We start from the raw sequence: 17552 nt of genomic DNA on the forward strand, positions 1-17552 counted from the left end.
TCGACAACAGTATGGAACGTACGCGTTTCTTCCGCCGACCGGTGGTCTGGATCATCCTGGTCATCCTCGGCGCAGTTGTGCTCAGTCAACTGTTCACCGCTGGTCCCAGCTACCACCGCGTGGACACTTCCGTTGCGCTCGACCAGCTCCACACCGCCAAGATCAACAAGGTGATCTTCCAGGACAAGGAGCAGACGCTCCAACTGGACCTGGCCCAGAAGACCAAGTTCGGCAAGACCGAGACCAACAAGATCGAGGCTCAGTTCCCGTACCAGGTCGGTGACGAGGTCTGGAACGAGGTGCTGGACGCCAAGGCGGCCAACCGGGTCACCGGCCCGGCCGACGCCAAGGTCTCCTCGGACAGCATCTGGGTGAGCCTGCTGGTCAACCTCCTGCCGATCGCGTTGCTCGTCCTGCTGCTGCTGTTCTTCATGTCGCAGATGCAGGGTGGCGGCTCCCGGGTGCTCAACTTCGGCAAGTCCAAGGCGAAGATGATCACCAAGGACACCCCGAAGACGACCTTCGCGGACGTCGCGGGTGCCGACGAGGCCGTCGAGGAGCTGCACGAGATCAAGGACTTTCTCCAGAACCCGGCGAAGTACCAGGCCCTGGGTGCCAAGATCCCCAAGGGTGTGCTGCTCTTCGGCCCGCCCGGAACGGGCAAGACGCTGCTGGCCCGCGCCGTCGCCGGCGAGGCTGGGGTGCCGTTCTACTCCATCTCCGGCTCCGACTTCGTGGAGATGTTCGTCGGTGTCGGCGCCAGCCGGGTCCGCGACCTCTTCGAGCAGGCCAAGACCAACGCCCCGGCGATCGTCTTCGTCGACGAGATCGACGCCGTCGGCCGCCACCGCGGCGCCGGCATGGGCGGTGGTCACGACGAGCGTGAGCAGACGCTCAACCAGCTGCTCGTCGAGATGGACGGCTTCGACACCAAGGGCGGGGTCATCCTGATCGCCGCCACCAACCGGCCGGACATCCTCGACCCGGCGCTGCTGCGCCCGGGCCGGTTCGACCGGCAGATCCCGGTGGACGCCCCCGACATGGAGGGCCGCAAGGCCGTCCTGCGGGTGCACGCCAAGGGCAAGCCGTTCACGCCCGACGTCGACCTCGACGCGGTGGCACGGCGCACCCCGGGCTTCAGCGGCGCCGACCTGGCCAACGTGATCAACGAGTCCGCGTTGCTCACCGCCCGCAAGGACCAGAGGGCGATCAGCAACGACTCGCTCGAAGAGTCGATCGACCGGGTGGTCGCGGGTCCGCAGCGTCGGACCCGGGTGATGAGCGACCAGGAAAAGAAGATCACCGCGTACCACGAGGGTGGGCACGCGCTTGTCGCCTGGGCGCTGCCGCACGCCGCGCCGGTGCACAAGGTGACGATCCTGTCGCGTGGCCGCTCGCTGGGCCACACCCTGGTACTCCCCACCGAGGACAAGTACACCCAGACCCGCGCCGAAATGATCGACACCCTGGCGTACGCGCTGGGCGGCCGGGCCGCCGAGGAGCTGGTCTTCCACGAGCCCACCACCGGCGCCGGCAACGACATCGAGAAGGCCACCCAACTGGCCCGCGCGATGATCACCCAGTACGGCATGAGCTCGAAGCTCGGTGCGATCAAGTACGGCACCAGCGGAGACGAGCCGTTCCTCGGCCGCAACATGGGCCACGAGCGGGACTACTCCGACTCGGTCGCCGCCGAGATCGACGGCGAGATGCGGGCACTTGTCGAGCTGGCGCACGACGAGGCCTGGGAGATCCTGGTGGAATACCGGGACGTCCTGGACAACATCGTGCTCGAGCTGATGGAGAAGGAGACCCTCTCCACGGCCGACATGGCGCGGATCTGCTCCCGGGTGGTCAAGCGCCCGCCGCTGGCGCCGTACAACGGCTTCGGCAAGCGCCAGCCGTCCACCGAGCCGCCCGTGCTCACCCCGACGGAGAAGGACAAGCTCAAGGCGCAGGCCGAGGCTGACGGCGCGCAGGCGTCCGTCGGTGGCGGTGCGCCGTCCAACAACTCGGACGGCACGCACTGAGTAACGACCCGACGGCCAGCTCCCCGCACCGGGAGCTGGCCGTCTCCGCGACCGAACCCGACGGCGACGACGACCTCGACTACGTCGCCGCGCGGCTGATCAGCGGCAGGCTGACCGGTCGCCCGGTCGAGGACGCCGTCGACCTGGGCCGGATCGAGAAGGCCGTCCGCGAGATCCTGATCGCCGTCGGGGAGGACCCCGACCGCGACGGGCTCCAACAGACCCCGGCCCGGGTCGCCCGCGCGTACGCCGAACTCTTCGCCGGCCTGCGGGTCGACCCGGCCCAGGTGCTCAGCACCACCTTCGAGGCCAACCACGAAGAGCTGGTGATCGTCCGGGACATCGACGTGATGAGCCTGTGCGAACATCACCTGCTGCCGTTCCGCGGCAGCGCGCACATCGGCTACATCCCCGGGCCGGACGGGCGGATCACCGGCCTGTCCAAGCTGGCCCGACTTGTCGAGGTCTTCGCCCGCCGGCCCCAGGTGCAGGAGCGGCTCACCTCGCAGGTCGCCGACCTCTTGATGAGCAAACTCGCCCCCCGCGGCGTCGTCGTCGTGCTGGAGTGCGAGCACATGTGCATGGCGATGCGCGGCATCCAGAAATCCGGTGCCAAGACCATCACGTCGGCGGTGCGCGGCGTCCTGCAGTCGGACTCCAAGTCGCGAGCCGAGGCAATGTCGCTGATCATCCCCCGCTGACGGTCCGACGCAGCCCGGCCGGCCGACCCCTGCGGGGGACGGCCGGCCGTCGCCGTCCCGTCCGTCCGCTCTCCTGCCCGGCGCCGACCAGCCGGGCAGGTCAGCCGGCGAGCAGGACCAGCAGCAGACCGGCCGTCACCAGCACCGCCGGCACCAGACACACCAGCGCGCCGAGACGCACCGTCCGGTCCAGTCGCTCGGCGGGGCTCACCCGGAACAACCGCCCAATGCCCACCCAGCCGGCGACGAACGCGACCGCCGGCATCGGCAGCCCACAGATCAGCGCGGCCACACTGGCCGGTCCCACCCCCGTCGCCGCGTACACCGCGACCTGGATCAGCGGCACCACCAGCGCCAGCGGCCCGTACACCAGAAGGTTGCGCACCCGCGCCGGCCAGGACCCCGGCCGGAACCGGGGCCGCGCCGCCAGGACGGCGTCCGCCGCCTCGGCCCGGCCCCGCGCGGCCCGCAGCGCGGCCAGTACGGCCGCCGGACCGCCCGCCATCGACCGGGACGCCTCGCTCACCTCCGGCGGTGACGGCACCAGGGAAATCGCTGGTACGCCCAACTCGCGCAGCCGTTCCTGCTGACTCGCCAGGCCGGTACGGACCACCGTCAGCTCCTCCCGGGCGGTCTCCGCCGACCGAGCCTGCTCACCGGCGGCGGCAGCCGCGCTGCGGCGTACCCCGTCCAGCTGGCGGGCCGCGGCCAGGTATTCCGCCCACGCCGTGCTGGGCTCGACCGCCGCCGGGACGGAGTCCCCGGTCGACGCCACGACCCGCTGGCGCCCCGGCCCGGTCGCCGTGGCCTTCGGACTCATCTCGACATCCCCTGCCCGCGCCACTGGATCACCCGGCCTCGTCGGCGAACGGCACCAGGACCGTGCCCCGCTCGTCCGGACCGTCCCAGAGCACCGCCCGGTCCGGGCGGGCCTGCCACTCCACCGCGTGACCAAAGACCGCGGTGAGCTGCGCGACCGGCACGTCCAGCACGGCCACGGCGGCCAACTTGTCGACCTCGCCCGCCGGCTCGAACAGCGCGGCGAACGGGGGCACCGCGCGCCACCAACCCAACAGGTGTCTCCCCGTCGGCGGTCCGTTGCGTAACAACGCACGCAACCGCTCCACCGGCAGCTCCCGGGGGCCCGGCCGGTCCAGCCCGAAGGCCACCAGATACGTCGGCACGTCGTCGGCCGGGGCCGCGAGCAGCGTCGGCAGATCCACCAGCTCGGCCGGATGCCGGGTGGCCAACTCCGCGGTCAACGCCTCCGCCAGCGCCCGAGCTCCCGGATCCGGCACCGCCACCAGGAAACGGGCGGTGCCCGGCGCGTGATGATCCGCGGTGCTCCGGGCCGCCGTCGCCAGCAACCCGCCCGCCGCGGCACCCGACCCGAGCACCGCGAGGTTGCGACCCGCCGCCGGCCCCAACGGTACGGCGACCGTCGAACGGGCCACGTCCACCGCACGGCCCAGCAGGGCGGCCGGCCCGTGCGACTGCCCCGCCAACGCCGCCCGGTACCGCGGATCGTTGCCGAGCAGCGGGCGCGCGTACCCGGCGAAGACGACAGGCGGCACCGACCCGGCCGGTCGGGCCTCCCACAACTCGTGCCGAAGCCCCTCCACCACCGCCGGGTGGTCCTGCGGATCGGGGTGCCGGATCAGCCGTTCATGACCCCGGATCGCGCCCCGGGGGCCGCCGAGCCCGCCTGCGGTGTTCACCACCGCGCTGCCCACCGGCAGCCCGGCTGCCGAGTCGTTCGTCGGCTCCAACACCGGACTGCCACCCGGCAGCGCCACCCGCACCGGAAACTGCCCGAGCACCGAATCCCGGTGACCCGCATCGGCGCGGGCACTCAACCCCAACTCGCCCGCACCGGCCAACACCAGGTGCACGCCGTACGCCCGACCGGCCCGAGCCAACCCGTCCAGCTGGGTGGCCACCTCAGCGGCCAACCGGTCCCGCTCGACGAAGAGCAACGGCACGTTGTCCAACACGCAGACGATCCGGGGCAGCGGCTGGTGCTGACGCAACTCCGCGAAACGTTGACCGCCGGCCCGCGCCCCAGCCTCCGCCCTGCGCTGCACCTCGGCCGTCAACTCGTCGAGCAGGTCCCGGACGTACTCCCGATCGGCGGCCATCGCGGCAGCGCGCACCTGCGGAATCCACGACCGGTCCCGCTCGGTCTGCAGAAACTCCACGAACGACTCACCATCGGCGAGATCCACCAGGTAGAGCACCAACTCGTCCGGACCGTACCGGGCGGCCAATCCCAGCAACGCGGTGGTCAGGAACGCCGCGCGACCCGCTGCGGACCGTCCACTGACCAGCCAGTGCGGGGTCAGCTCGGTGAAACCCAGCGGCACCGACCGGCCCCCGGCATCACCGACCGTCGTGGTCAGCCCGTCCGCGGAATCCGCCTCCCAGAGACGCTCACCCGTCGGCGGCAGCAGAGCCGCCAACCCCAACCGTGAACCGGCCTCCACCTGCTCCGCAAGCCGTCGACACACCCCGTCGACCAGCTCGACCGGTGGGTCCACCTCGACGAAGACCGGCGAGTTCAGTCCACCCGGCGGATCCGTTCCCGGACTCGCGAAGGACGCCCCCGGCGGATCACCGAGCAACGCGTACGAGTTGCGCAGCGCCAGTGCGGTGCTGTGCGGCAGCGCGGTGCTGTGCGGCAGCGCGGTGCTGTGCTGCGGCGCGGCCCGCGTCGCATACGGGCCGGCCGGAGGCCAACCCGCCACCACCAGATGCAGGCCGGCGGCAGGCCCCTGCTCGGCGAGCGCCTCGATCCGCGCCAGATCCGTCGGACCCGTCGACTCCGGCAGAGCGGCGAACACGAGCAGCAGCGTGCGATCGTGCCGACGTCGCCCACTCGCCCCCGGAGTGACCCACTGCTCCGCCTCCGTCAGCACCGCGCGCAACCCGGCCAGATCCACCGCCGGCGGGGGCAGCAGGCCAGCATCAGCGAGCGCCCCGAACGGGGTCAACGCCGAACCCGTGGCATCCACCGCGCGAATCAACAGCGCACCCGCCGGTGTCGCCGCCAACAACCGCAGGAGTACGGCCCGGAGCAGCCCCGCCACCCGTGGCTCCCGAGCGTCGGCGTCCACGCTCAGATGACCGGTGCCAACCAGCGGCACCAACGCGGGAAAACGCGCATCGTCCAACGGCGCCGCCGTGCCGACCCGGACGAACGGCGGCGGGCCGTCACCCGCCGGGAAGTCCACGGTGAGCGAGTCCAATGCAGCGCCCGCCCAACCAGGGGCCAACCGCGCGGCGGCCACCCGGAGTCGATCGGCCAGCTCGTACTGGCGGCGCTGGTCGGCAGGAGCTGGTCGCGTCTCATCCAAGATTCCGGCGGCAGCGGTGGCGACTGCCGCTGCCCGACGATGCAGGGCAGCGGCGCGGTTCGTGCGTGCCTTTGGACCGGCCACCGCGTCCACCCCCTCTGCCCGAGGTTGGCAACCCCTCCCGAGCAGAGACGGTATCCCAGCCGAGGCTGCTCCTCCGGGAGGTGCCACGGTGCTGCGCCGGTGATGTCGTGGATCTCACCGATGGGTAGGGGTCCGTCACGATCCGCTGGATCTGGGGCATTGGCTCAGGGGCCTCCAGCCGATAACGTCAGGAGGTGGAATCAGTGCAGCCCCCCGCCGGTTCCCAGGTCTCCCACGTACCGGCCCAACGGGCATCATCGGAGCAGCTACCACCTGCCCCGGTGCCGCCACAGACGCAGCCGCCGCCCCGCCGAATGCGGACGATGCTCACGGTCGTTGCCGGGGTGCTCACGTTGCTCTGCCTCGGCGGGCTCGCTACCGGCCTTGTGCTGTACCACCGCGCGTCCGCCCCAGACCGCAGCGCTCCCGACGTGGTGGTCGACAACTATCTGCGCGCGTTTCTCGTCGATCGTAATGACGCGAGAGCAGACCTCTTCACCTGTGAGGGCGGATCACAGATGGAGGCGATCAGGTCCTTGCGGACCGATCTACTCGCACGTGAGAAGCGTTTCGGCGTCACAATAGCCGTCAGCTGGGGAAGCCTCAGCGTCCAGAAGCGGGACGATGCCGCAGCCGTCGAAGTCACGCTGATCATTTCTGCTCGAGTGGACGGCATGAATCAGAGCGATCGTCAGCCCTGGCGGTTTGACACTCAGCGCGACGATGGCTGGCGAGTATGCGGCGGTGCGCAGGCAAGCTGACGTCATTCGATCCAAAGCAGATGAACCGGAACCTCCAAGGTGGTGGGCGACTGGCCACGCCAGGCCCAGCGGTACCACTCCACTTCCGGAGCGATCCGGACGCAGATGTCTCCCTCGGCACCCGAGTAGGTCTCGGTGACCGCGCGCAGATCACGGCGCTCCAAGCCGCCCTCGACGTGCACCACCCGGCGGCCGGTGACGGCGTCGGCTTCGAAGACTGGCGTGGGAGCCCGGTGTGCCGGGCCGTCCAACGAGACCAACCGAATGCCAGTTTCGCGGGGACTCTCCGACTCAGGCCGGCTGCCAACGGTCTCCACCCAGACCCGTTCCACCGGCACCAGCGGTGCGAACACCTCGACCTGGTCGGCCTCGGCTCGGTACCACTCGTGCTCGGGAATCACCGGCACATAGGTTCGGGCGCTCTGCACCACCCGGTCGTCCGCGCGCAGATCTCCTCGCCAACCCAACCCGGGTAGACCGACGAGCACCCGCCGCCCGCGTAGCTCCACCCGATCAGTGGCGGGAACCATGGCCAGCGGGCGGGGTGGCCGGGGCGCCCAGTCGGGCTGGTCGGCGAAGGGGTCCGGCATAGGTCCGGTCATGCCCGCGGTGGCCTCACTCGGCAGCGCGCAGCGGGGCACCCCGCTCGCGCATGAACGGGATCGGATCGATCGCACCGCGGCTGGACCGGTCACCGCGCAGGTGCACCTCGAAATGCAGGTGTGGCCCCGACGAGTTTCCACTGCTGCCGACCTGCCCGATGACCTCGCCGGCTGGCACGATTTGGTCCGGTGTGACCAGGGGGCGGACCACCATGTGGCAGTACCGGGTGATGTTGCCGCCAGCGTGCAGCAGGTCGACGAACCACCCGCAGCCACCCTTGCCGGGGTACCCGTCCACGTCGCAGCTACGTCGTCCCTGGTTGTCCGGGTCGCAACGGGCCACCAGAACCCGCCCGGCGGCCGCGGCTCGGATCTCGGTGCCCTTGGCCGCCCCAATGTCGACCCCGTTGTGGCTGGGGCGGTCGGCGGTCCGAAATCCGGAACCGACATCGCCGGGGATCGGGGCGGTCCAGCCGGAAGCGGCAATCTCGCCATGCTCGGCGGCGTTGCACACGGCCTTGCCGTTGATCTGGACGGTGCGGGCCGCCCCGCCGGCAAGGGCATCAACGAGTTTGCTGGCCAACTCCTCGTGCTTGGCGTACGCGTCCGGATAGGCGCTGATCTGCACCTGCTGCGCCACCACGGTCAGTGGCCGGCGTTGCCAACTCCGTACCTTGACGAGCTTCTCGTAGAACTTCCGAGCGGTGTACGCGGGTGTCATCCGCTCGGCGACCGACCCCCAGCCAGGCCGTTGTTGAAAAAGGCCAAGCGAGTCGTGGTCGGCCCCGACTCCCTCGTGTGGCAGCGCCAGAGACTCGGGGACGCCGCTGTTCGCCAGGTTACGCAGGGCGGACTCCTGCATCGCGGTGGCCAGGGCGATCACCCAGCCTCGCGAGGGCACGCCCAGATCCTGGCCGACCTTGATGATGATCGCAGCGTTGCGCACCTGTGCGTCGCCGTACTCGGTGAACCTCGGCAAGTCACCGGTGATGTTCACCGGACGGATCGGGCCGCAGCCCCAACCGGCCAAAGTGTCCCCGTTCTCCGCGTCGCCACCGAGCCCGCTGAGGAAGAACGCGGCCGTGCCGCCGGTGCAACAGAGCAGGAGCAGCATTCCGGTGACGACCGTGGTGATCACCCCGATCCGCAGGCGCCGGCGCAGCGGAGGCGTGTCACCGCTGGCGGTCATTGCCGTTCCCAATCCAGCACGTCGACCAGCCAGCCGTCGTCGGCGACGACCAACTCCAGTCGAAGCCGACCAGTGTCCAGGGGTAGCAGCACCTCGACGAAGGTCTGGGTGCGTGCGCGCACCTCCGGTGGCCCGGTGACCTCCTCGGCCGGAACCCCGCCGGGGTCGGCGCCGGACAGCTTCTCGGTCAACGCCGCCGTCGACAACGGACGCAGGCCGGCCTGCCACTGATCGGCGGCAATCCCGGGCTGGCCAATCCAAGCCTTGGCGAACCGGTCGGCGGTCTGCTCCGGTGTGCGGGCACCTGCGGGAGTGACCGGTGACGGCGGAGCCTCGGTGGACATCACGCCATCGTCACCGGCCGTCGGGTCCACGGTGGTGATCGGGCGGTCTGGCCGGTTGCTCAGTCCGTCCGCCGGACCGGGCGGGCCGGAGACCAGGCGGGCGGCCCCGATCACGCCGAGGATGAGCACCGCGATCACCAGCGCCACCCCCAGTCGGGACCGTAGCGCCCGGGTGAAGAGGAACTCCAGTGCCCGTCGCATCGCCGTCACCGGGCCTCGGAGCGCACCCGAGGTCCGGTACGGTCCGGCGCGCGCTCAGAGGAGCCCGGTCGGTAGACCACGAACGACGGGTTCTCGGCTGGCACGTCGGGTTCGGTCCAGGTCGCCGGCTGCCGCCGACGAGGCTGGGGCGGGACCTTACGGCCCTGGCCACCGGTCTCCTCCCTCGTGGCCTCATCGGCGCGTTCCTGACCGTCCGGTCTCGTGACGCCGGTGCGTTCGGGCCCGGCCGGAGCGGTCGGCGTCGGTACCGGGTCCTCCCTGCGCGCCTCCGGGCGCAACCGGGTCTGCTCAGCGACCGGTGACCGGCGACGTCCACCCACCGGCTCCGCCGTGCCGCCGGGCTCCACCACATCGAGCCGGGCAGCGACCCGCATGTCCCGGAAGAACCGACGGTGCCAGGAGCCGGCCGAGCTGACCGCCTCGCTGCTGTCCTTGCCGCCGAGCTGAGTGATCCGCCGGTACGGGCGCAGCAACAGCCAGCCGACCACCCCGCAGAGCCAGACCAGCACCACCTGAAGCCAACCGGGCAGGGTGGGCGTGCTCATGATCAGATCGACAGCAAACAGGTAGACCGCAGCTCCGGTGCCGAAGATCGCGATGTTGAAGACCGCGGCGACAACAGCGTTCGCCAAGCGTCGCAGCCCGGCACTGGCCGGCCGCAGCAGGCCGACCGTGCCCAGGATCGGTGCCGCGATCACCGCCCACCGGAAGATCAGGAAGCCCAGCAGAACCAACAGCGATGCAGTCAAGTCGAACATGGCGAAGAGCACCGAGGCCAGCACGGCAATGAATCCGGCACCGACCCGGTCCATGTCCCGCACTCCCTGGAGGTATTCATAGGCCTCCGGGTCCTCGGTCTGGATCTGCTGAGCCACCCGCGCCCACTGCTGCTGCTTCGCCGTGATCGTCGCCTCCCGAGTAGCTGGGTTGGCGCGTAGTTTCTCGGCTTCGTCCCAGGACAGCGCCTTGGCGTCGTAGAGCGCGGGGCCGTACTTACGGGCGGTTTCGCTGTCGGCTGAGCCGAGGACTCCCCGCAACCAGTTCCGGTAAAGCATCGCCTCGGTGGCCGTGTCACTGGCTCGTACGGCGGGGGGCCGTTTGTCGACACAAGCATCCGGATTGGGGACAGCACAACGATCAGGTGGGGTGTCCCGGGCTGCGGGACCCACGGCATCGTGCACCACGCCCAGGCTGGTGACCAGGGTGCCGTCCGCGATATTTGCTGACTTTACTGGCCAGGCGGCCAGCGCCGTGACCGCGACCATCACCAGCAGTGCCCAGCCTGCGGTGGTCATCGCGTTACTCATGTCTGACTGGCGGGACCGCCAGAGGAGGTACAGCCCTACAACGCACAGGGTGACGATGCCGAAGACGCTGAACACCTTCTGGTACACGGCCTTGGTCGCCTGTTCCACCAGCGGGTCGGCCCAACCCCACATCGATCGCGGATCCCAGGCCCGCTCACGTAGCGCATTGGAGGCCCCCACGATCGCGGTGGCCATCATGAACTCCCCGTTCGCCACGGTCGTGGTGAACTTGTAGTCCGGGTGCAGGACAGACGACGCGCAGCCGCCCGGGATGTCATACGTCGGATAGCTGTAGCCGGCGTAGCCGTAGTCGCTGTAGAGCCCTTTCGGCCCAAGCTCCTTAGCGGATTCTGGGCGGCCGGCGAACCAGCCGGCAAGCCCGGAATCCGGCGTGCCCGGGGTCGGCGCGTTACGGCACTTGACCTCGTCCTCGCTGACCGCCTGCAACTTCCCCACGCAGGCGCGGAAGTCGGCCTGCCACTCCTTGGTCGTGCAGAGGTCGGCGCGGGCCTGAGCGGCGGGTGGTGCGGCCGCGGCCTCCGCGCCGATCAGCGGCCAGGTGACGGTGGCCCCGGCCAGTACGCCGAGGGCGAGCAGGAACGACGCGATCCTTGCCCAGGCCCTCGCCATGTCACGCCTCCAGATCCGGCAGGGAGATGCTCGGTAGCACGCCGGCCGCCGCGGCGATCGCGGCGGGCGTCGTGTCGAGGTGGTCCAGCAGCCCTTCGACGTAGGAGACGTCGACGCGGACCTTCTGCACGCGGCCGTCGACGTCGCGCATCACGAACTCGCGGAAGCCGAGCCGGGTGGACGAGCTGGTGTCGGCGGCGGAGAGCGAGGCGAGGGTGGCTTCGTACCCGTCGTTGACCGGCACCCGTAGTAGGCGCAGCGCTTCGGAGGCGATCTCGGCGTCTTCGGCGATCCGGCCGACGAAGACGGTGGAGACCAGGTTCTGCACGTCGAGGCCGAGGATGTCGCGCGGGTTCTGCGAGGCGACCAGGGCTGCGAGGTTCCACTTGCGGGAGTCCCGGGCGAGCCGGACCAGGAACGAACGCCCGGACCGCCAACCCTCCATGAAGTGCGCCTCGTCGAGGCCGACGAGCTTGCGGGACGACATCGATCCGCCGTAGCAGCGGCGGACGGCGAGCCGGTGGGCGGTGTGCAGCATCGGCAGGGCCAGCGCCTCCTCGGCGGACCAGTACTCCCGTTCGATCTTGAGGTCGGGCAACCGCAGCCCGGCCATGGTGATCACGGTGAGTGCGGCGTCGGCACCGAGCAGCCCTTCCGGTGGCCGGCCGAAGAAGAGCATCGCCAGCGGCATCTCGGCGGTGTCCAGCAGGAGGTTGGCCAGCTCCTTGCCGGCGTCGTCGTCCAGACGGCCGAGGCAGCTCACCACGTCGTCCAGGGTGGACGTCTCCTCGGCGGGGACCTGCCGGACCGCGTGCCGGAACAGGGTGGCGGTCGACGCCTCCCGGGCCACCTGCGGCGGAACGAGCATCATGCAGATGTCCTGGACGAGCATCCGTCGCTCGGCGCGGGCGTTGGAGACCGCGATCTCGAACTCCCGGTCGCCAGCCGCGCCGGCAGCGAACTCGCTGCGCAGTGGGGTGGGAATGAGTGAGTAGGGCGCCAGGGTGCCGTGCTCCGAGCCGGTCAGGTTCAACACCCGGGAGTACGGGCGCAGCTCGGGCATCGCGCAGAGGCGGGCCAGCGGCCCGGACGGGTCGAGCAGGGTCACCTGGACACCTCGGCGCGCGGCCAGGTAGCCCAGCGCGCCGAGCAGTGTCGACTTGCCACCGCCCGGTTCGGCGACGAAGACCGCCAGCCCGGAGCGTTCCCGGACCTCCATGGGGAAGTGCAGGTCGAGGAAGACCGGCCGGCGGCAGGTGCCGGCGGTCCGCCCGATCAGGTCGCCCCGCCGGTCGCCCACGTTCGAGGCGGCCTGGGGGAGCGCGGCGGCGAGCAGCGGCACCGGCATGCGGCGGACGTAGCCGGTGTTGGCGATCGGCTCGCCGGGGATGAACTCGCGGGCCAGCCAGTCCTGGTTCTTCGGGTGTTGCAGGGAGATGCGCAGCTCGCGGGAGTAGAGCTGGATGAGCCGGCGGGCGCGTTCCAGGCATTCCTCCCTGGTCCGGCCGCCGACGGCGATCCGGTGCCAGCCGTGCGCGCGGGCCGAGTCGACCGGCAGGCCGGTGGTCATCTCGTCGCCGATCACCAGCGCGCGCTTGGCCAGTCGCTCCAGCTCCGGGGGTGCGTCGATGCCGTGCTCGGCGTAGTCGAGCTGCTGCGAGCGGATCATCCGCAGCCGGTGTTCGAGATTGCGGAAGGAGTCACCGGAGCCGAGGATGTCGACGCGGGTGGAGATCTCCATCGGCCACGGCAGCCGCTCGTGGAAGTGCAGCCAGGGCTCGTGCCGCTCGGGGATCTCCAGTGGCTCCATCCGGCCGACGGCGAGTACGGCGACGTGTCGTTCCTCGCCGGTCATCCGGTTGACGAGTTTCACCGTCGAGCCGTACGGGGTGCGGTAGCGCTCCACCTGTTCGGTGAGGGCGAGCAGGTCTCCGCGTTCCCAGCGCCCGTCGGTGACCGGGGAGAGGGTGCCGGGCGGGGACATGCACAGCGCCACCGAGCGGTAGAGCAGCCACTCCAACTCCTGGGCGGTGACCCGCCGGCCGCGCATGCCGAACGCGCCGAGCACCTCGTCGAACTGCTCCACGGTGCGGCCCAGCTTGCGGCGTTCGCCCTCCGCGGTGCCCCGGCCGAAGGTGCGCAGCACCCGCTCGGTGAGCGAGTCGCCGAGGGAGCGGCGGGCGAAGGTGACGCCCAGATAGGTCTGCCCCTCGGCGTGGTTGACGGCCATCAGGTGCCGCTGGGCGGCGACCAGGTGATCGGCCCAACCGGTGGTGCCGGCCACGTCGGCGAGCGGCGCGGGGGTGTGTGCGTCGATGGTGCGCGCCCACTCGTCGGCGGGGAACGGCCGGGTGGTGCGGCGCAGGTGCAGCCGGAAGCCCGCCAGGCCGGCGTACTGCTCGGAGATGGCTGACAACAGCGCTTCGCGTTCGGCGTCCGGCCGGAATGCCCAGCGGACCTCGGGCAGCCAGTACCAGGCGGTCACGGTGTTGGGGGTGAAGGTCAGGTGACCGGCGATCTCGGTGATGGCCAGCTCGACCGACGGGTCCCGATCGCCGAATTTGATCTTCGGGGCGCGGACCCGGGTCGGTTTGGTCGGTCGGTCCGGTCGGCTCGCGGCACGCTGTCGGGACGGGGCGATCTCCCGGCCGGTCGGCTCGGTGCCCGTGTCCTCGGGCCGATGATCAGGGTCGGCGGCGCGATGCGGCGCGCGCTCCAGCGCCGGCCGTTCCGTGGGGCCGCTGTTGGCCGGCTGTTCGACCGGGGCCGTCGGAGCTGCCGGTCGGCCTGCCGGCGTCGCTGGGCGACGCTGCGGGGTGGCCGTCGGACGGCGTCCCGGCGTGGTGCCTGTGGGTCCGCTGACGGGACCGGTGCCTGCCGGTGGTGTGGTGGGAGTCCGGTTGGGCTCACCCGATGGGCGGAGCATCGGCAGCCGATCGCCGGCCTGGTGCGGCACCCGGGACTCGCTGGCCGGGTGGCCACCGCCGTGGCGTGGCTCGATGGGCCGGGGGCCGCCGTGGGCCTGGTCGTCGGGCGTCCATGGTGGTTCCAGCTCGGGAATCGGACGGGCCGGCGCCGCGCCGACCTGCGGCGGCGCCTTCGGTGGGATCGCCTGCTGCTCCTGGGTGCTCGGACCGGCCGAAACGGCTCGCGCGGCACCGGGCCGTGCCCCACCGAAGAGGTCCAGGAAGGGGGAGTCGATGTCGGCGTTCTCGCCCGCCGACACCGCGCTCGGCTCGGCGGGTGGCGTCCGGCGGGGGATCGGCCGGGGCGCCTGGAACACGCCCACCGCACCGTGACCGGGCGACGTCACCAGCGCAGGATCGAGCGCTACCTCGTCCTCGTCTTCGGCGTAGTCGAATGATTGCGCACGGTGACCGGCCGGCACGGCCGGGTGGCCGGCCGGAGAGCCCGGCGTGGACGAGCGACTCATGCGACCGCCTTCGGGAAGGGCAGCAGGCTCCCACCCGCGTCGTGGAACGAACCGATCGACGTACGCCCGGTCATGCCAGCTCCTCCCGGATCCTGATCCGGCTGCCGACCAGGCGCGGGTCGCGCTGCTCGATCGCCGGCTCCCGGGTGCGTCGCCAGTCGGTCAGCGCGGTGCGGATGACCACCCGCGCCGGCCGATCGGGGTCGACGTGCCGGAAGATGAACGACGTGGTCACGATGGCGAGCGCGATCTCCCAGGCCGGAAAGAGCTCGACCGTGAACGTGAACAGCCAGTGGATGAACATGTAGAGGGGGACCAGCAGCATGAAGAGCCCGTACTGGGCGTAGGGCAGGTGGACCGGAAGGGTGTAACCGGGCGGCCCGAGGTAGACCAGGCGGGCCCGGTAGATGTCGTCGTCGGTGCGCAGCCGCATCTGGTAACGCGCCTATTCGAAGATCAGGTCGATCAGGTAATCGCCGACGAAGAAGAGTGTTGCCGCGCCCGCGATGAAGGCGAGCCCGACGATTGCGATCGCGGAGCTGGTCAGCACCTTGGAGATCTCGCCTCGGCTGGCTCGGCCGATGAAGATGACGCCCAGGACGGCGAGCAGGATCGGCGCGATCTTGCTGGCGAAGAAGGTGACCACACTGTTCGTGTCGATCCCCTTCGGTGCCGGCTCCGCGAGCGGAGTCGACGCCAGGGTGGAGAGCGCGTGGGCGACGCCGGACGACGCCGTCTCCATGAGCTCGAAGGCGATCACTGGAACCTCCCCATAGCGCGGCCGGCGGTGCCGCGGCGGTGCGATAGGCAAGCCGGACGGGAAATCTGCCTCGCAGGGCATGGCGTTCTTGACCCTGCGTTCGTTACTCACCACGGAGGGTGGCGAGGTTTGGGCGGATTTTCCCCGCTTCGGCCCTCCCTCCAAGCTTCGCCATCTCGATGCTGGCCAATTCCAAAGCGTACGGCCCGCCCCGGATTGCGACAAGCCGCGAAGGGACGGCCTGATACTGCCCGGATGACCGATCGTACACCTGTTCTAACGAGCACGTCAGGGGTGGTCGGTTGAGCTGACCCGGGTCGGTTGGCGCCGCTACCGCGCCCGGTACCGTCTAGTCGTGACCGATCTGGTGCGGGCCTCGGGCCCCGTGGTGATGGGCGTCCTCAACGTCACGCCGGACTCCTTCTCCGACGGCGGACGGTACGCCGACCTCGACTCGGCCGTCGGACACGGCGTCCGTCTGCGCGACGCCGGTGCGGACCTGATCGACATCGGCGGCGAGTCGACCCGGCCGGGCGCTGAACGGATCGATGCCGCCACCGAGGCCGCCCGGGTGTTGCCGGTCATCCGCGAACTGACGGCCGCGGGCGTGGCCGTCAGCATCGACACCAGTCGCGCCCGGGTGGCGGAGGCCGCCCTGTCGGCCGGGGCGGCGGTGGTCAACGACGTCTCCGGCGGGCTGGCCGACCCGGACATGGCCCGCGTGGTTCGCGACGCGCGCTGCCCCTGGGTGTTGATGCACTGGCGTGGCCACTCCCGCGCGATGCGCAAACTGGCCAGCTACGGCGACGTCGTGGCCGACGTCCGGGCCGAGCTGGCCCAACGGATCGACGCGGCGCTGGCCGCCGGGGTGGCCGCCGACCGCCTCATCGTCGATCCCGGGCTCGGCTTCGCCAAGACGGCCGCGCACAACTGGGAACTCAGCGCCCGTCTGCCGGAGCTGCTGGATCTCGGCTGTCCGCTGCTCTTCGGTGCCAGCCGCAAGTCGTACCTCGGCAGGTTGCTCGCCGCCTCGGACGGCACCCCACGACCGACCGCCGAGCGGGAGGCGGCCACGGTGGCGACCAGCCTGCTGGCGGTCGCCGCGGGCGCCTGGGGCGTTCGCGTGCACGACGTGCGGGCCACGGTCGACGCCCTGGCCGTCTGGGTCGCGACCGGCAGACCGCGCCTGGCCGGCGCGCACCACGACAACAGGCAGGAGGTACGGCGATGACGACGGACCGGATCCACCTGACCGGCCTGCGGGCACACGGCCGGCACGGGGTGTACGACTTCGAACGTGAACAGGGGCAGGACTTCGTTGTCGACGCCGTCCTGGAGCTGGACCTCGGCCCCGCCGCCGCCAGCGACGACGTCACCGACACCGTCCACTACGGCGAGTTGGCCGAACGCCTGGTCGCGGTGGTGACCGGCGAGCCCGTGAACCTGATCGAGACCCTCGCCGATCGACTCCTCACGGTCTGCCTGATCGACGAGCGGGTGCGCACCGCCACCATCACCGTTCACAAACCGGAGGCTCCGGTGCCGCACACCTTCACCGACGTGGCCGTCACCATGACCCGGACGCGGGACCGATGACCAGGGCCGTACTGTCGCTCGGCAGCAACCTGGGCGACCGCCTGGAGCACCTGCGCACCGCCGTCGCCACGTTCGGCGACGCCGTCCTCGTGCTCTCCGGGGTGTACGAGACTCCACCGTGGGGCGACACCGACCAGCCCGCGTACCTCAATGCGGTGTTGCTCGCCCAGGACGCGAGCGCGACCCCCCGCGACTGGCTGGAGCGGGCTCACGACGCGGAGCGGGCGGCCGGCCGGGTCCGTGACCCGCGGCGGCGGTTCGGGCCGCGCACCCTCGACGTGGACGTGATCGCGGTCTGGGGCGACGACGACGAGCCGGTGTTCAGCGACGAGGAGGAGCTGACCCTGCCGCACCCCCGGGCGCACCTGCGGGCCTTCGTGTTGCGGCCGTGGATCGACATCCAGCCGTACGGTCGGCTGCCCGGCCACGGCTGGTTGACCGACCTGCTCACCACCGGGCCCGCGGCGGACGACGCGCTGGAACTGCGTCCCCGGCCGGAGTTGGCGTTAGAGTCGACGGCATGACCGAGCGGAGCCGGCC

General features: G+C 70.9%; 15 protein-coding genes. 6 read left to right on the top strand and 9 right to left on the bottom strand.

All coding sequences use genetic code 11. The features are described from left to right. The first annotated feature begins 11 nt into the window (after positions 1–11). Positions 12–2030, top strand: a complete 2019-nt coding sequence (gene ftsH, locus AB0C01_RS08750) for an ATP-dependent zinc metalloprotease FtsH (protein ID WP_357252895.1) — start codon at positions 12–14, stop codon at positions 2028–2030. A gap of 35 nt (positions 2031–2065) precedes the next feature. After that, positions 2066–2731, top strand: a complete 666-nt coding sequence (folE, locus tag AB0C01_RS08755; protein WP_357253056.1) for a GTP cyclohydrolase I FolE — start codon at positions 2066–2068, stop codon at positions 2729–2731. Positions 2732–2831: 100 nt separating this feature from the next. Here the strand turns inward: folE and AB0C01_RS08760 are convergent, their stop codons facing one another. Both AB0C01_RS08760 and AB0C01_RS08765 read right to left on the bottom strand, forming a co-directional pair. Continuing rightward, a complete protein-coding gene (locus AB0C01_RS08760; RefSeq protein WP_357570773.1) occupies positions 2832–3551 on the bottom strand; it encodes a hypothetical protein in 720 nt (239 codons plus the stop codon). Positions 3552–3579: 28 nt separating this feature from the next. Beyond that, complete coding sequence (locus AB0C01_RS08765; RefSeq protein ID WP_357570774.1) at positions 3580–6177, bottom strand: FtsK/SpoIIIE domain-containing protein; 2598 nt, start codon at positions 6175–6177, stop codon at positions 3580–3582. A 194-nt stretch (positions 6178–6371) separates the two neighbouring features. Here AB0C01_RS08765 and AB0C01_RS08770 point away from each other — a divergent pair, with 194 nt between their 5' ends. Next, on the top strand, positions 6372–6929 hold the full coding sequence (locus tag AB0C01_RS08770; protein WP_357570953.1) for a hypothetical protein: 558 nt from the start codon (positions 6372–6374) through the stop codon (positions 6927–6929). A 2-nt stretch (positions 6930–6931) separates the two neighbouring features. Here the strand turns inward: AB0C01_RS08770 and AB0C01_RS08775 are convergent, their stop codons facing one another. The 7 genes from AB0C01_RS08775 to AB0C01_RS08805 form a co-directional block, all read right to left on the bottom strand. Further along, positions 6932–7531: a hypothetical protein gene (locus tag AB0C01_RS08775; RefSeq protein ID WP_357252886.1), complete on the bottom strand. Its 600-nt coding sequence runs from the start codon at positions 7529–7531 to the stop codon at positions 6932–6934. A 13-nt stretch (positions 7532–7544) separates the two neighbouring features. Next, positions 7545–8720 carry a M23 family metallopeptidase gene (locus AB0C01_RS08780; RefSeq protein WP_357570775.1) on the bottom strand — a complete coding sequence of 392 codons (1176 nt, stop codon included), beginning with the start codon at positions 8718–8720 and terminating at the stop codon, positions 7545–7547. Further along, a complete protein-coding gene (locus AB0C01_RS08785) occupies positions 8717–9274 on the bottom strand; it encodes a hypothetical protein (RefSeq protein ID WP_357570776.1) in 558 nt (185 codons plus the stop codon). Before AB0C01_RS08785 ends, AB0C01_RS08780 begins: the two co-directional genes overlap by 4 nt. After that, the gene (locus tag AB0C01_RS08790) at positions 9271–11223 is read right to left on the bottom strand and encodes an MFS transporter (protein WP_357570777.1); all 1953 of its coding nucleotides are present in this window, start codon (positions 11221–11223) and stop codon (positions 9271–9273) included. The genes AB0C01_RS08785 and AB0C01_RS08790 overlap by 4 nt, the downstream gene beginning before the upstream one ends. Position 11224: 1 nt before the next feature. Continuing rightward, positions 11225–14656: an ATP-binding protein gene (locus AB0C01_RS08795; RefSeq protein WP_357570778.1), complete on the bottom strand. Its 3432-nt coding sequence runs from the start codon at positions 14654–14656 to the stop codon at positions 11225–11227. A gap of 70 nt (positions 14657–14726) precedes the next feature. Beyond that, a complete protein-coding gene (locus AB0C01_RS08800) occupies positions 14727–15089 on the bottom strand; it encodes a hypothetical protein (RefSeq protein WP_357252872.1) in 363 nt (120 codons plus the stop codon). 12 nt (positions 15090–15101) lie between these two features. After that, complete coding sequence (locus tag AB0C01_RS08805; RefSeq protein WP_074315118.1) at positions 15102–15416, bottom strand: hypothetical protein; 315 nt, start codon at positions 15414–15416, stop codon at positions 15102–15104. A gap of 355 nt (positions 15417–15771) precedes the next feature. On the opposite strand from AB0C01_RS08805, the gene folP reads away from it, so the two are divergent. The 3 genes from folP to folK are packed head-to-tail and all read left to right on the top strand — an operon-like array spanning position 15772 to position 17536. After that, complete coding sequence (gene folP, locus AB0C01_RS08810) at positions 15772–16647, top strand: dihydropteroate synthase (protein WP_357570779.1); 876 nt, start codon at positions 15772–15774, stop codon at positions 16645–16647. Further along, positions 16644–17012: a dihydroneopterin aldolase gene (folB, locus tag AB0C01_RS08815; protein ID WP_357570780.1), complete on the top strand. Its 369-nt coding sequence runs from the start codon at positions 16644–16646 to the stop codon at positions 17010–17012. Before folP ends, folB begins: the two co-directional genes overlap by 4 nt. After that, a complete protein-coding gene (gene folK / locus AB0C01_RS08820) occupies positions 17009–17536 on the top strand; it encodes a 2-amino-4-hydroxy-6-hydroxymethyldihydropteridine diphosphokinase (protein WP_357252863.1) in 528 nt (175 codons plus the stop codon). The genes folB and folK overlap by 4 nt, the downstream gene beginning before the upstream one ends. The last annotated feature ends 16 nt before the right edge of the window (positions 17537–17552 follow it).

The organism is Micromonospora sp. NPDC048905, from assembly GCF_040649655.1.
Taxonomy (GTDB): domain Bacteria; phylum Actinomycetota; class Actinomycetes; order Mycobacteriales; family Micromonosporaceae; genus Micromonospora.